We start from the raw sequence: 15,309 nt of genomic DNA, 5'->3' as shown, positions 1-15,309 counted from the left end.
ACTTGCAGAATTAAAAAGAGGAGCCCGGCTGAGTAAGAAATTGTTGTTCTTCAGGTGTTGACTCCCTGCCCAATATGGCATTGCGATGTGGGTATCGACCGAATCGGTCAATGATGGCCTTGTGCCGGTATTCAAAAGCCAGGTTATCTTCAAGGCCTGGTTGGCTGAATTTTTTCACTGCCTGCTGGTGTATCACTGATGACTCACTGTGCATCAATGGCATGTATAAAAAAGCCAACTTGGCTGGTTGTGTAACCAACTCCTGATCAGCACCCACATCAATGGCTGCCTGTGTCAATGCCACTGCCAATGGATCGAAGGCAAAAGCCGCCGCCTGTCCCCTGAACATGTTGCGGGAGAACTGATCCAGTACAATGATTTCAGCCAGCCTTCCTTCAACAGTTGATCGCCAGCCATACAGCTCACACTGAACGGCCTGTTGATAAAGCTTTCCGAACCTTTTCCCGATGATTTGATCCAGATCTGAATCCTGAGTAAACCATTGCCTGGCACTCAGCTCATCAAACCAGAAATCAATCACTTGTTGTGACTGCATAATGCGACCTCCATTGACTCAGTTAACAGCTTTTTCACGTTCATCTTATAACAAGCCCTTTAAAATATGCAAAACAGCCCAACATAGTTTTTTTATCCATTTTCATTTAACAAGGAGTCATGTATGTCATTCGAATTACCCACTTTACCTTATGCCAAAGACGCGCTGGAGCCACACATTTCTGCAGAAACCCTGGAATACCACCACGGTAAACACCACAATGCCTATGTCAATAAATTAAATGAATTAATCAAAGGCACTGAATTTGCCGACATGTCTCTGGAAGACATAGTAAAGAAGTCTGAAGGCGTGATGTTCAACCAGGCTGCCCAAATCTGGAACCACACGTTCTACTTCAATGGCTTTTCACCTGAAGGTGGTGGAGAACCTTCGGGTGTTTTGGCAGAGAAAATCGCTGACCGGTTCGGTGGATTTGCTGAATTTGTAACGGCGTTTAACCAACTGGCCGCCGGAACATTTGGTTCTGGCTGGGTATGGCTGGTGCAAAAAGAAGACGGATCTGTTGACTTGGTCAATACATTCAATGCCGGCACCCCACTGACCGATGGCCTGACCCCTCTGTTGACCTGTGACGTATGGGAGCACGCCTACTATGTAGATACCCGCAATGACCGTGGTGCATATTTGAAAAATTTCTGGAACATCGTCAACTGGGACTATGTGGCAGGCAACCTGAAATAAATCAATCATCATTTCATTCAAAAAGCCAGTCTTTGAGACTGGCTTTTTTTTATGGAACAATCCATCCGGAGATCTGTCATAACGGCAAACAGCACGGTACTTATTGATGAAACACTTCTTATTTGCAGGTATAACTGCTTTACTGTTAGCCTGGCTGATTGTTGAGTTACGTGTTATGTTCGATGGACCTTATCAACCCAATCCTGACCCTCAAGAACCTGACATCAGCTTTATTGATCTCAAAGACCTGAACATCACACCTTCCAGACAATGCACAAAACACAAGCAAACCATGCAGGCTTTGATCGATGCACCTCAATGGTGTGAAATTGATGCTGACTGCTCACCTCTGACTGCCAAAGGTCAGGCAATGACCAATAACAACCGCATTCAATACCTAAACCACAGCAGAAAGACCATTGAGTTATGCCCGCAGGAGGTTTTCATTCAGGTTTCAACTGCCATCAACCCTTACAGTAAACGCACAGTCAGTTGTGTCAGCAATATTTGCCAGTCTTCTGATCTGACGTTCACCCAAAATCTGGTGAATAATACATTGCAACAATTGAAAAAGCCATGAACCGGCGAACGACTCATGGCTTGGCAACATTTGATTCAGCGTGATCAGCTGTTGTTGGTTACAGCTGTAGTGACTTCACTTGCAGATTCATTGCTGATGGCTTGACGTTTAAACAATTGACGGAATCCCGCTTTGATGTCCAGACCGATGCCATACAGAGACGGTACCATCAACAAGGTCACAAAGAATGCCATAAACACACCAAAGGCCAGAGAGACCACGATGGGTTGCAGGAAGGCTGCCTGGATGGAGCGCTCCATCATCATTGGCATCAAACCCACAATGGTGGTGACTGAAGTCAACAGTATCGGTCTGAAACGAGCCACACCAGCTTCCACAATGGCTTCTTTGGCCGCCATGCCCTTTTCCCTGAGCTTATTACAGTAATCCATCAACACCAGGTTGTCATTGACCACCACCCCAGCGGCGGCAGCGATCCCGAAGTAACTGAAGATGGCCATGGTCATGTCCAGTGCTGCATGGCCAACTATGGCCCCAACAAAGGCAAAAGGAATGGCAATCAAAATGAGGATGGGTTGCGAGTAGCTCTTGAATGCCACAGCCAGCAAAGTATACATGGCAAAGAAGGCCATCAGGTACAAACCCATCACTTCTTTGAGGAAGCGCGCCTCACCTTCAGCCTGACCCACAGAGCCCCTGCTGATACCAGGGTATTTGGCTTCCCAGGCTGGATAAAAATTTTCTTCCAGGTCTTTGTTGATGTCACCACGTACATCGTCTTTCAGGTCAGCACTGATTCTGGCAGCACGGCTGCCGTTCCATCGCTGAATGCTCTTGATGCCCGGAGCATATTCGAGGTTGGCCACCGCCAGCAAGGGTACTTCGCGACCTTCACTGGTTCTCACATAGAAATTATTCAATGATTCTATGGATCTTCTGGATGCCTCAGGGTAGCGGACTTTGACCCGCACATCCTGACCATTGCGTGGCACACGCTGCACCTCTTCTCCAAAGTATGCTTGTCTGACCTGTCGGTTGACGTCAGCCAGGGTCAAACCCATTTTGGTGGCCCCCGGCTTCAGGGTGATACGGATTTCTTCAGAAGCACCTTCCAGGTTATTTCTCACATCATACAGGTTCTCATAAGTGCGCAGTTGATCTTCAAGTTCAGCTGTTGCTGAGCGCAAAACATCCAGATCAGGGTGTCTGATGGACAATTCGAAGGCCGGATCACGGTTGCCCTGGGTATATTGCACTGACACCTCTTTGGCATCCGGCACATCACCCATCAATTCCCGCAAGCGCACTGAGGCGTCTTTGGCCGACATATTCTGAACCGCCACCGGGCGTTCTTCGGGTGGAGTGAGTTTCACAATTGCAATAACACTGTCACGCCTTGAACGGGTGTACCAGTTTTCTATCAAACCTCCCTGGCCATCGGTTTTCTGATTAACCTCTTCTTCCAGGGCCTTTTCTGCATGCTGCAACTGAGCAAGGATTTCCAGGGCCCGGCTGTAAGGCGCGCCTTCAGGCAGCACCACATTGACAATGATTTCATCAGATTCAATGTCCGGCATAAAGCTCTTTTTCACCAACCCATTGCCGAACATACCAAAGCCAATCACCAGTATGCCCACAAATACGCTGGCAGTCAGGTAGCGATGATTCAATGAAAACTGACCAATCCTGCGATAATGATTCTGGGCAAAATTTACGATGCTGTTGGAAATGGCCTTTTGCATCCGGCCAATGCGGTTCTGGTCCTTTCTGGGACGCATTTTCGATAAATGCGCCGGCAAAATAAACAAAGACTCAATCAAAGAGAATGTCAACGCCAGAATCACCACCCAGGTGATGTGCCTGGTAAACTCACTGGTTGATCCCCCCAGAAACAACCATGGCATGAATGCCATGATGGTGGTCAACACACCAAATATAACGGGTTTAGCAACCAGTTGAGCGCCTGAAATGGCTGATTTTGGTCCGCCGCCCAAACGATTGGACTCACTGTGAATACCTTCACCAACCACGATCGCATCATCCACCACAATCCCCAATACCAACAGAAAGGCAAAGGTAGACAGCATATTCAATGAAACACCCACAGATGGCAAAAACACAAAAGCTCCGGCGTATGCTGTACCGATTCCAACCGCCACCCAGAAAGCCACTTTCGGCCGCAGGGTCAACATCAGGATAAACAACACCAGAACCAAACCCATGAACGCTGAACCGCCAATGGTTTCCATCCGTCCTTTAAAATCTTCAGCCTGATCATTCCACAACGTCAGTTTGGCATTCGAAGGTAAGCTGTTCTGACGCTCAGCAATCCATTTACGTACTGACTCAGAAGCACGAACTATGTCCATGATCTCGGTGGTCATCACCTGTATCAAGACACCTGGCTCACCATTCAAAGTGGCCAGAATCGGATTGTCTTCAAAGCCATCAATCACCGTGGCTACATCGCCAACACGGATCACGCCGCCATCAGCGGTTTCTTTGACTATGATGTTGGAAAAATCTGCTTCGGTATCAGCCTGGCTACGGACTTTTAACTGGTAACTACCCACTTCAGTACGCACGGTACCAGAAGACTGGTTCATGGAACTGTTCCTGATCGCTGTGGCCACATCTGAAAAAGTCAGACCATATCGTTTCAGGGCATCTTCGCCCACTTCAATGGATATTTCTTCATTGCGGGTTCCGAACAATTGCACCACTGTAATGGCAGGTAACTGAGCCACTTCACGACGCAGGGTTTCTGCCAGTCGTTTCAGTTCCCGCTCTGTCATGTCACCATGTACAGCTATGCGAATAAACTCATCACGGTTGATCCATTGCTGCACAATCGGCTGTTCCATGTCACTGGGAAATGTCGAGATGGAATCTATGCGGATTTTCACATCATTCATGAACTGGTTGAAATCCACCTGCTGTTCTGCCAGGATGCTGACGGTACCAAAACCCTCTGCCGAATAAGACCGGACCCATTCTATGGCATCCATGTCACTGACCGACTCTTCAATCCTGGCCACCAGTTGCTCTTCCACGTCTTGTGGAGAAGCTCCTGGCCAATTGACATTGATTTGCAGGCCAGGAAACCTCACTTGAGGGTCCATTTCCCGTTCCATTGAATTGAAGCCAATGACACCGGCAATGAATATGCCAATCATCATCAAGTTCGCGGCGACGGTGTTATTTGCCCACCAGGCGATCAATCGATTCATCTCTTATTTACCTCAGTTGTTGTCGCTTGTTGTATGGATTTACAATTGTGAAACCAGATCAGTAGTAACCACCCCTTTGTCAATGGGTTGCACCAACATGCCCTGGGCTGGGTTTGGCAAGGTCGAAACCGCTACCTTTTCACCAATATCCAAACCAGCACTGATCAATACCTGATCTTCAGAAGTCGAGATGACTTCCACTGTTCGAATATCAAGTTTGTTTTCGCCATCCACCACATAGACTTTATCGGCATTCCGTAAAGCTTCACGTGGAATCACCATGGCATCTTTGGTTTCGACACCTTCAATGCTGGCATGAACAAATAATCCCACCGCAAATGGCACACCAAAATCTGCTCCTTTACCATAGGGGTCCTCGACTTCAGCGGTGGCATATATTAAACGGGTCTCCTGATCGACCGCTGCATTGGTGCGGATAATTCGACCATTCCAGCTGTGTTGTGAACGACCCATTTGAGCAGTGAATTTAACTTTGGGACCTGCTCCCTCAGGCGCCATATAACCCATTGGTAAATCCAACTCGGTCAGTTGCATGTCAGTCAAAGGCAATTTCACTTCAACTTTATCTACAGCAAAAACTTTACCCAATTGAGTTCCTGCTGAAATGTATTGACCCAGGCCCACTTGTTTGCTGACCACACGGCCTCTGAAAGGCACTTTGATTTCAGTTCGTGCCACATTCAGTCTGGCTTCCTGCAAATCAGCTTTAGCGGCTTTCAGGTTGGCTTCTGCCTGCAGTACCTGTGGCTTGTTCAAAGCAAAAGGAGTGGGTTTTACATCACCTCTTTTTTGTAACCAGGTGTCTTTCTTCATCTTGGCATTGGCCAGCTCACGCTCCAGCTCAACTTCAGCGGCAGCCACACTGGCTTCTGCACGGATCACTGCCATTCTGTAATCGGTGTCATCGATTTTGATCAGTGTTGTGGTAGGTGAAAACTCCGCGCCCTCAGCAAAAGCATCTGAGATACTGACAATGTGTCCAGATACCCGGGAGGTCAGGTCTATTTCAGTTTTGGGCTTCACTTCTCCCTGAGAATCCACATCAGGAGTGATTGTTTCTGAAGTGACTTCATCCACATACAGTGAAATTAATCGCTGGGTGTTTTCTTTTTTCTCAGGTTGTGGCTTGGCAGCAGCCAGTGCCTGAACAATAAAAAAACTGATGGCCAGTACCGAAACAGGGGCAACAATTTTGATTAATTTTTTCACAGTTGGTTCCTCAATAGAAGTTAGTTGTTTGGCTGATTAACGAGGCAGGAAGACAATGGTTACAAAATATTTCACAATCAGTACTTTTGGCCTAGAAGGCCTGTTTTCTGCAAAATGATGATGATTTTTAGATGTTTACCCAGCTACGTTTCATTATTATTTGAGCATGAAAAGACAGGTGATTTCATGGGCTGATGGTCACCCATTACAGGCCCTTTCGTAGGCCAAAAGTCACGCATAGCAACCAGATGACTGACTTATGGCACAGGGCAATACAGTATTGAACAGCTATATTAAATGACAACACAGCCAAAGAGGGTCACATGTCAGACAACAATGAACATCAAAAACTGCCCATCAAGATAGACACCACCAGCAATGGCGAATTTGCCCCAGTCGATCTGCAACCAGCACAAAAACAAGCCAATCAACAAGCCATCTTGAGCACCACCAACGATGCCGCCAGGCTCAATGTTCAACGCCGGCAATTCATCACCACCAGCTGTGGTGTGGCGTCCACGCTGCTGGCTTTCAACACAGCATTTGCCAAAACAGGATTGAGTGGTGGTTTTTATCAGCTGTCAGCAGACGCAGCGATGGAAACTGACCTGGCTGATGCGGAATTGGGTAAGCACGAATTTATTTTTGACATCCAGGGCCATTTTGTTAATCCCCAGGGCAATTGGTTGAATAAACTCCCACCAGGCGCCAAACCCCTGTCATTCATGCCAAAGAGTCAATGTGATCTGGCAAATCAACCAGGAGACCGGGCTTATTTGAATTGCCTGGGCAGTGAAGAATTCATCAAAGACGTTTTTATGGATTCTGACACTGATCTGATGGTTTTGTCATTTGTACCATCTGCGCTGGAAAACGAGCCCCTGACCATCGAAGAAGCCGCCGCCACCAGAGACATCATTGCCAGGATGGAAGGCGATCATCGTTTGCTGTTGCATGGCCGGATTAACCCCAACCAACCGGGTGATCTCGAAGGCATGGACACATTGGCTGAAGAATGGGACATTGCCGCCTTCAAAACCTATACCCAGTATGGACCTGATGGTAAAGGCTATGCACTGACAGACGATGATGGTCTGGCGATGATTGAAAAGGCCCGCACATTAGGCGTGAAAAACATTTGCATCCACAAAGGCATTCCATTTGGACCCAAATCTTTTGAACACAGTCTGTGTGACGATGTGGGAAAGGCCGCCAAAATGTATCCGGACATCAATTTCATCATCTATCATTCCGGCTTTGATCCGGCGCACAAAGAAACCGCTTATCACTCAGGTAATACCAACCGTGGAATCGACAGCCTGATTCATTCGGTGATTAAAAATGACGTAAGACCTAACAGCAATGTCTATGCAGAGCTCGGCAGCACCTGGCGTTTTCTGATGCGTGACCCCAATCAGGCGGCCCATGCGCTGGGTAAAATGATCACCCACATTGGTGAACACAACGTTTTGTGGGGCACTGATTCCATCTGGTACGGTTCTCCACAGGATCAGATTCAGGCGTTCCGGGCTTTCCAGATTTCCGAAGAGTTTCAAGAGCAACATGGCTACAGGGCGATGGATGCTGATCTGAGAGCCAGGATTTTTGGGCTGAATGCCACAAAACCCTATCAAATCAGTGCCAGTGAAGTGCATCAGTTTGTCCAACACGACGGTCTGGCAAGACAAAAAGAAAATTACCTCAATAACCCCACCCCACACTTCAACACCTATGGACCAAAAACCCGACGGGAGTTTCTTAACCTGATGCGTTGGTGCTGAAACCAATCAGGCAGTGAGTTTAACCCCACTGCCTCATTCAAAGGTCATTCAATCTGTACAGCTGGTTTGGTCCAGTTTTTTACATTGGCCATTGATGTAAAACTTCCAGTCCTTGATGGGCTGCTTTCCTTCTGCCGTGGTGGTTTCGGTATTCAAATGACTGGTCAGGTAATACAGACGCTGTATATCCTGTTTCTCAGCGGGACCGATGTTGGCGTCACTGAAGCGGTCTTGCAGATAAACCGGAGGAATGGATTGATTGAACAAATTGACTTTAACATAAGCCACTGATTTTAATTGTTCTTCACTCATGTTAATTTGGTAGCTCAGATGATCACTGCCGGTTTTGTTCTTATCAAAATAATCTTCATCTTTGGCGGCTTTGCCAACCAACACGCCCAGCATTTGGATGTAAGGTGACTTGTTGTGCAAATAAAAAGCGGGGTCAAAACCTTTACCACGGATGCGGTTGTCTTTTTTGTCATCCACACGTCGCAAAAATGATGTGGTGTTGTGACCATCAGAATCCTGAATGATCTCCTGATAGATCTGCACCTGATTGGATTGGGTAATGACTTCGTGATGTGGCTGGTAAGCCGTCTTGCCAGCACCGCCCTGCTCTGTCTCCAGGGGGTTGTTGGTCAAGCCGTCCAGTATCACACCCAACTCGTTGGTTCGACCCGAAGCCCACATGGGTTGGTGGTTTTTGTCATAGACTATGGTTTCCAGAAAGACCCGTCTAAAACCGACGCCCGATGGCAAAAAATGACCGGTCTTGTTGACCACTTCGACTTCCACATTCAAGGTTTTACCATCTTTCACTGTCAAGTCATGGATCAACACATCAGCAGTTTGCCACTCAGCCATTTCAATCATTGAGTCCCGGCCAGTGATCAACGCAGGCTGCACATTGGTATTGACCATATAATCCATTTGTCTGAGGCCCAGAATCATCGGAAACTGCTGAAACATTTCATTGAGAAAAACATTCAAGCCATGCAGTGAATGCCTGGCAAACGTGTCTCTGGGCGTCAGGGTAATGTCCTTGTCTGGTAAACGATGGGTTGTGGGTGGCATGTCATTGCTTTCAATATTGGCTATTTTAATACCCTTCAGCGGATTGTGGGTGTCACCGACTTTGAAATCAGTGGGCATGTGACAATCCTGACAACTTTGGAAGCTGTCTTTTTTGGAAAAATCAGAGTTTACCCACTCCAGGTGGGTGGTTTGCTCATAAGTGGCCGTCACCAGCTGGCCATTGGGCGCTTTGTGTTGGTGTGGTGTACCATCATTGTTAAGCGTAGGCAGCAGGATATTGTGGCAGGAGCCACAGATGTCTGAATTTTTGATTTGCGCACCAAATTCCGGGGTGATGTTCAGGGCGTTCTGCATGGGCTTGGTGATCACCTCAGATGAGTCATAAGGACCCACCACCTGGCCAGGCTCACCGGTGACGAAATTACCGGTGTAACCGGCTTCTGTACCCAAACCTTCCTCATCGATTTGGTGACAGACCATGCAGGAAATACCATCACGGGCCAGTGCGCCGTATTGAGCATCATGGTTATTTGGCAGGGTATCCTGCCAGGCGGTGACAGTGGATTTGGCAAATGGCTGACCAAATGGCACACCTTCTGGTGGAGCGATGGCAAACATGTCTTTGCATTCATCAGAAGGGCCGGTATCAATGGCCTGTTGTCTTTGCCCCATCACCCCATGGCAATGCAGGCAGGTATTTTCAATGCACTTTTGATCAGCAGGCAGGTTATTGGTCTCACTTTGCAGTTGTGAAAAAAAGATCGGATCACGGCCTGCCAAGCCCATGGGTGATACCCGCCATTCTCCATACGGTGAAACATTGATTTTCACTTTATCATCGGTATTTGCTTTGTTAATGAGCATATTAGCCTCAGCAGAGTTGGCGTAAGTGGCATCGTGGCAATTGATGCATTGATCTGAGGTCAGGTACTGATCAAGATCATCCAAACGAGATAAATGATGATCGAAAGATTCAGCCGGCAACCTCAGATCCCATGCCTGGTCAAATGTGTCAATACCCAACTCACCAAAGTATTTAACAAAGGCTGGATTCATTTTTGCAAGGGGTTGAGAAAACGGATTGGTATTGGAACCTGATGTTCCAGTGGCATCGTCAAGCTCCTGACTGTGCAGGCTTTCACGCTGTGACAGATCGGCATTCTTACTGGCCGGATACCATTTGTATTGAAGGCCCTCACTGACGATGTTGTCAAGCGAAGAGAACGTCAGGTTGGATTCAGCTGTGGCGTGACAGTTGATACAGGCTGCGCCATACAGGTTATATGGGTATATCACGGTATCAATTTTTTGCTTGTCACTGAAGACATAACCAGTTGGATACCAATGTTGATTGCGCTTAACCGGTGCCTGTGGCACATCAGATGCTACGGTGAATGCAGAACGGTCACTGACTGGTGGGTTACCATCGCCTTTCATGGTCGGGTTGGCCCAGTACCAGCGATCATGTGTCACATCGGTGCGATACATCACTGTCCAGGATCCTGGCAAGCGTTTAGGATCATCAGGGATACTCATGCAATTATCTGGTTTGACAATGCCAAGTTTTTCATCAATGTTGGCCATTTCTTTGATAATCATCGCCCCTGATGGCAATTCTGATTTTCTATCAGAACACATCCAGACCACCATTTCAGGTGAATAATAGACCCGTACGGCAGGATGCACTCCATAAGATTCACCTGAGCCAAACTCACCAACGTATGGACCGGTCATCCGCCAGTTGAGATCATGCGCCCAATCCAGTTTGTGGTCATAGACCCTGGCCCTCAAAAAATCGCGCATCTGGACATCAAACGCATTTTTGGCTGGGAGATCAGTCATCTGACCTGGTTCCAGGTCAAAACCAATATTGGCTCGCCAGTTCAAATCCGTGTCTGAGGGTTTATTGGCATCACACCAGGCAGTGGTTAAGTTAGCCACTTCAGCCGCATCATCTGCTGAACAAACCCAGGATGCCGGATCATCAGGCAATTGTGCTGATAAAGAATGAGTTGAAAATATGGCGATAAGTGCCAGAAATGATTGATGAATTTGATGTGTGCGCATGTCTCCCCCGCTTTGTTATAGTTATACGACACACACGCATTTATCTTAACGGGTTGTGATTTTTTTGGCAAGCACGTTGTTGGTATCAGCGCATTGCTTCTGAAAATACCATTGGCAACGGCACAGATGTCAGGCCGTTATGCGGTTTGATCCGTCTCAGGCTGCTGGAACTTTTTCTTTGGAGAACTGATGATCAGCCCGACCCGCCGACTTGGTTGGTGAGCGATAGCGAATCACCAAATCTATGGCCAGCAGCAAAACCAATGAGCATAAAAAGCACCAGCTTAATCCAGGTGCAGGAATTTGTCTTTTTTGGTCTTCAGGTAATTGATGTTATGCGGGTTGTGACCGACCTTGACCGCCATGCGGTCTTTAACCTCAACACCATGAGCTTCGATGGCGCGGATTTTATCCGGATTGTTGGTCATCAGTTCAATTTGTTTAACACCGAAGTGAGCAAACACATCTTCCAGCATGTCATAGCTGCGATTATCCGGTAAATGGCCCAGCTTGACGTTGGCATCAAAGGTATCAAAACCCTGATCCTGCAATTGATATGCTTTGATTTTTTCAGTCAGGCCAATGCCACGACCTTCCTGCCGCAAATACACCAACATGCCCTGCTTGCGTTGAGCGATCTGATCCATGGCAAAAGCCAGTTGCGGTCCACAATCACAACGTAAACTGAATAATCCATCCCCTGTCAGACATTCAGAATGAACCCGGGTAAGAATCACATCTTCTGGTCTCAGGTGACCCATCGTCAGCACCAGGTGCTCCTGACCATTGTCATCAAACACATGGATGGTAAATTCACCGTATTCTGTTGGCAAAGTGGCCTGGGTGATAAAAATGGCGGGCTTACGACTCATATCACTTCTGCAGCTCTTTGCGTAATCTGATCAGGGCTACGGCAGCCTGTGCCGCTTCCTTGCCCTTGTTTTCTTTGCCTAATGACTCATCCACACTGGATCTGGCCAGCGCTTGTTTTTCATTTTCAACTGTGATGATGCCATTGCCAATAGGCAGCTTGTGTTGCAAGGAAACATCCATGATGCCCCGGGCACTTTGTTCACAGACATGATCAAAGTGGGCCGTTTCACCACGGATAACAGCACCCAGGGCAACGATGCCGTCGTATTCACCGGTTTCTGCCAGCATTTGACAAGCCAGCGGCACTTCCAGTGCGCCTGGCACATCAAACCGTTCAAATTCAATGTTTTCACGATTCAGATAAATGGTGGCTCCCTGGAACAAACCGTCATTGATGTGACGATAAAAAGGGGCTGTGATGATGGCAACTTTCATGTGCTTTAACCCTGGTATGTAATAAATTCTGTGATTTCCAATCCAAACCCTGACAAGGCAGGGAACCTGATTTCCGGACTCATTAACTGCATTTTACCCACCCCAAGGTGGCGCAGAATCTGCGATCCGATGCCCACATTCTGGTAGGCATAATTGTCTTTGCTTTTGCGGGCACCGGTGTCATCAATGTCTATGGGTACCGATTCGCTGGCATTGAGTATAACCATCACACCTTTGCCCCGCTCAGCGATGGTTTTCATGGATCGTTGTGCCGTCCAGTATTGGTCACTGGAATCCAAGCCCCTCAGCTCCCTGAAGAAATGCCCGTATTGGACCCGCACAGGAACCGACTCCTGTGAATTCAGCGCCCCCTGATAAAAAGCCAGGTGTTCTGTTTCGGTGATGCGATCGATGAATTTCTTCACCGTGAACGGGCCCCATTGGGTGTCATAGGTGAATTCATCAACCACAGACACTGTGGTTTCATTCATCATGCGATACTCAATCAGGTCTGCAATGGTACCGATTTTCAGGTCGTGTTGTTGTGAAAAAGTCAGCAGGTCTTCCCGTCTGGCCATGCTGCCGTCGTCATTCATGATTTCCACAATCACTGCCGCCGGAGTGCGACCGGCCAGCTTGGCAATGTCACAACCTGCTTCGGTGTGTCCGGCCCTGGCCAAAACCCCACCCTGTTGTGCCATCAAAGGAAAAATATGGCCAGGCATCACCAGGTCTGCAGGTTTGGCATTGACCTGAACCGCATCGATGATGGTTTTATAGCGGTCATAAGCAGAAATGCCTGTGGTGATGCCCTCAGCGGCATCAATTGAAACCGTGAAATTGGTGGCCAATTGGGCGGTGTTGTTGTCTACCATCAGGGGCAATTGTAACTGCCGACAATGCTCTGGCATCAGGGTCAGGCACAGCAAGCCGCGCGCATAACGGGCCATAAAATTAACCACCTCAGGGGTGATGGCATTGGCAGCAATGACCAGATCGCCTTCATTTTCGCGGTCTTCATCATCCATCAGGATGACCATTTTGCCTGCTTTGATGTCTTCAATCAGTTCTTCGGTACTGTTCAGTTGTAAGCTCATTCGTATTCTCTGTGTTGACTGATCAAGCCTGGTGAGGCTGCAGCATTTTGGCCACATAGCGGGCGATGGTGTCCACTTCGATGTTAACCGGGTCACCAACGTTCAGCGCACCCAGATTGGTGTGGCTCATGGTGTGAGGCACCAGATTAATGGAAATGATTGATTCATTGATGGTATTCACCGTCAGACTGACGCCATTGATGGTGATGGAACCTTTGTCTACAACGAATTGTTGCAAATTTTTGGGTATTTCAAAGGTGAACACTTCAGAACGGGCACTGGGGGTGCGGCCCACACATTGCCCCACCGCATCCACGTGTCCGGAAACCAAGTGGCCTCCCAGTTGATCTTGCAATGTCATGGCCGGTTCCAGATTAACCTGACTGCCATTTTGCCAATGGTTAACCGTGGTTTTGTTCATGGTTTCCACTGAAACATCCACCCTGACCACATCATCCTGTTTGTCAGTGACTGTCAGGCACACCCCGTCCATGGCTATGGAATCGCCCAACTTGATTTGCTCAGGTTCATCAAAATGGGTTTTTATGGTGAATTGAATGTCGCCAGAAAGTTCTTTTTTTTCAATAACTTTACCGACTTTTTGAATAATACCAGTGAACATAATTACTGTTTGACCAGGGCTCTGATGAGCCAGTCATTTCCCAATGCTTTAAATTGAATGGGCTTTATATGTAGCCGCTTTGCCATTTCTTCAATGTCTATTTTGAATAAAGGTCTGGCGGCAGATCCCATGATCACCGGTGCGGTAAAAATCAACAATTCATCCAGTAATTGTTGTTGCAGCATGGCACCGGCCAGGGTGGGGCCACTTTCCACCAGTACCTCATTGATTTCAATCGTCCCCAGATAACGGATCACCGCACCCAGGTCAACAGCGCCCTGTTGATCAGGCAGCACTTTAACTTGTGCCCCCAAGGCTTCCAATTGTTGGCTTTTTTGTCTGTTTTCACTGGCTGTCACCACCAGCACAGTTGCAGCGTGTTCGAATACTCTGGCTGCAGGGGGGATGCGCAATTCACTGTCGATCACCACCCGCAAGGGTTGCTGCTGAGCAAAGTCATGCCCGAGTTTTCGGTATTTTTGAGGCAATTGGTCTGGCCTCACAGTCAACTGACAATCATCTGCCAGCACCGTTTCAATGCCAGTGATGATGGCGCCACTGCGACCACGCCAATATTGCACATGAGACCTGGCTGGTTTACCGGTGATCCAAAAACTTTCTCCGCTGGCCATGGCGGTGCGGCCATCAATGGATTGTGCCAGTTTGCAACGCACCCAGGGTAAGCAGGTATGCATGCGATGAAAAAAACCCCTGTTCAATTCATCACCGCGTTCAGCCAGCAAACCACTGATCACACTGATTCCCGCATTTCTGAGTTTGTCATAGCCCTGTCCTGCCACCAATGGATTAGGGTCATCATTGCAAACCACCACCCGCTTGATACCCGCATGGATCAGCGCATCAGCACATGGTGGGTTCCGCCCCTGATGACTGCAAGGTTCCAAAGTAACATAGGCCGTGGCTCCTGCTGCCTTGCTCCCAGCCTGTTGTAAAGCCAGCGCCTCAGCATGGGGCTCACCCACGCGTTGGTGATAAGCCTCAGCAATCACCTGCCCGTTTTTGACCAGCAAACAACCCACCCGGGGATTGGCACCTGTGGTAAACATCCCTTTGGCAGCCAGACGAAGGGCTTTTTTAAGGTATTTTTTATGTCGGCTCTTGTGCTTCATAGGTGGG

Annotated in this window: 12 protein-coding genes; 3 read left to right on the top strand and 9 right to left on the bottom strand. The window is 48.1% G+C overall.

The features are described from left to right. Positions 1-10: 10 nt before the first annotated feature. Complete coding sequence (locus B0475_RS09025) at positions 11-556, bottom strand: DUF924 family protein (RefSeq protein WP_077411481.1); 546 nt, start codon at positions 554-556, stop codon at positions 11-13. 123 nt (positions 557-679) lie between these two features. Between B0475_RS09025 and B0475_RS09020 the strand changes: the two genes are divergently transcribed. Next, positions 680-1,258, top strand: a complete 579-nt coding sequence (locus tag B0475_RS09020) for a superoxide dismutase (protein ID WP_077411480.1) — start codon at positions 680-682, stop codon at positions 1,256-1,258. 106 nt (positions 1,259-1,364) lie between these two features. Beyond that, entirely contained in the window at positions 1,365-1,838 is a 474-nt protein-coding gene (locus B0475_RS09015; RefSeq protein WP_077411479.1) for a hypothetical protein, read from the top strand. A 44-nt stretch (positions 1,839-1,882) separates the two neighbouring features. Here the strand turns inward: B0475_RS09015 and B0475_RS09010 are convergent, their stop codons facing one another. Then, complete coding sequence (locus B0475_RS09010) at positions 1,883-5,029, bottom strand: efflux RND transporter permease subunit (RefSeq protein ID WP_077411478.1); 3,147 nt, start codon at positions 5,027-5,029, stop codon at positions 1,883-1,885. A 39-nt stretch (positions 5,030-5,068) separates the two neighbouring features. Next, positions 5,069-6,259 carry an efflux RND transporter periplasmic adaptor subunit gene (locus tag B0475_RS09005; RefSeq protein ID WP_077411477.1) on the bottom strand — a complete coding sequence of 397 codons (1,191 nt, stop codon included), beginning with the start codon at positions 6,257-6,259 and terminating at the stop codon, positions 5,069-5,071. Between the two features lie 323 nt (positions 6,260-6,582). Here B0475_RS09005 and B0475_RS09000 point away from each other — a divergent pair, with 323 nt between their 5' ends. After that, entirely contained in the window at positions 6,583-8,040 is a 1,458-nt protein-coding gene (locus B0475_RS09000) for an amidohydrolase family protein (RefSeq protein ID WP_077411476.1), read from the top strand. Positions 8,041-8,088: 48 nt separating this feature from the next. On the opposite strand, the gene B0475_RS18090 is transcribed toward B0475_RS09000, so the two are convergent. From B0475_RS18090 to ribD, 6 genes are all read right to left on the bottom strand, one after another. Further along, entirely contained in the window at positions 8,089-11,145 is a 3,057-nt protein-coding gene (locus B0475_RS18090) for a hypothetical protein (protein WP_077411475.1), read from the bottom strand. Positions 11,146-11,429: 284 nt separating this feature from the next. Next, complete coding sequence (gene ribA, locus B0475_RS08990; RefSeq protein ID WP_077411474.1) at positions 11,430-12,017, bottom strand: GTP cyclohydrolase II; 588 nt, start codon at positions 12,015-12,017, stop codon at positions 11,430-11,432. Position 12,018: 1 nt separating this feature from the next. Further along, positions 12,019-12,453 (bottom strand): 6,7-dimethyl-8-ribityllumazine synthase, encoded by a 435-nt coding sequence (gene ribH / locus B0475_RS08985; RefSeq protein ID WP_077411473.1) that lies wholly within the window; start codon positions 12,451-12,453, stop codon positions 12,019-12,021. A gap of 5 nt (positions 12,454-12,458) precedes the next feature. Continuing rightward, on the bottom strand, positions 12,459-13,550 hold the full coding sequence (gene ribB / locus B0475_RS08980) for a 3,4-dihydroxy-2-butanone-4-phosphate synthase (RefSeq protein WP_077411472.1): 1,092 nt from the start codon (positions 13,548-13,550) through the stop codon (positions 12,459-12,461). Positions 13,551-13,572: 22 nt separating this feature from the next. Beyond that, positions 13,573-14,172: a riboflavin synthase gene (locus B0475_RS08975; RefSeq protein ID WP_077411471.1), complete on the bottom strand. Its 600-nt coding sequence runs from the start codon at positions 14,170-14,172 to the stop codon at positions 13,573-13,575. A gap of 2 nt (positions 14,173-14,174) precedes the next feature. After that, positions 14,175-15,302 (bottom strand): bifunctional diaminohydroxyphosphoribosylaminopyrimidine deaminase/5-amino-6-(5-phosphoribosylamino)uracil reductase RibD, encoded by a 1,128-nt coding sequence (ribD, locus tag B0475_RS08970; RefSeq protein WP_077411470.1) that lies wholly within the window; start codon positions 15,300-15,302, stop codon positions 14,175-14,177. Between the last annotated feature and the right edge of the window lie 7 nt (positions 15,303-15,309).

The sequence above is a fragment of the Marinicella sediminis genome, assembly GCF_002000055.1.
Taxonomy (GTDB): Bacteria; Pseudomonadota; Gammaproteobacteria; order Xanthomonadales; family Marinicellaceae; genus Marinicella; species Marinicella sediminis.
Note: the sequence above shows the minus strand (reverse complement) of the source record. Positions and strands in the feature narration are given on the sequence as shown.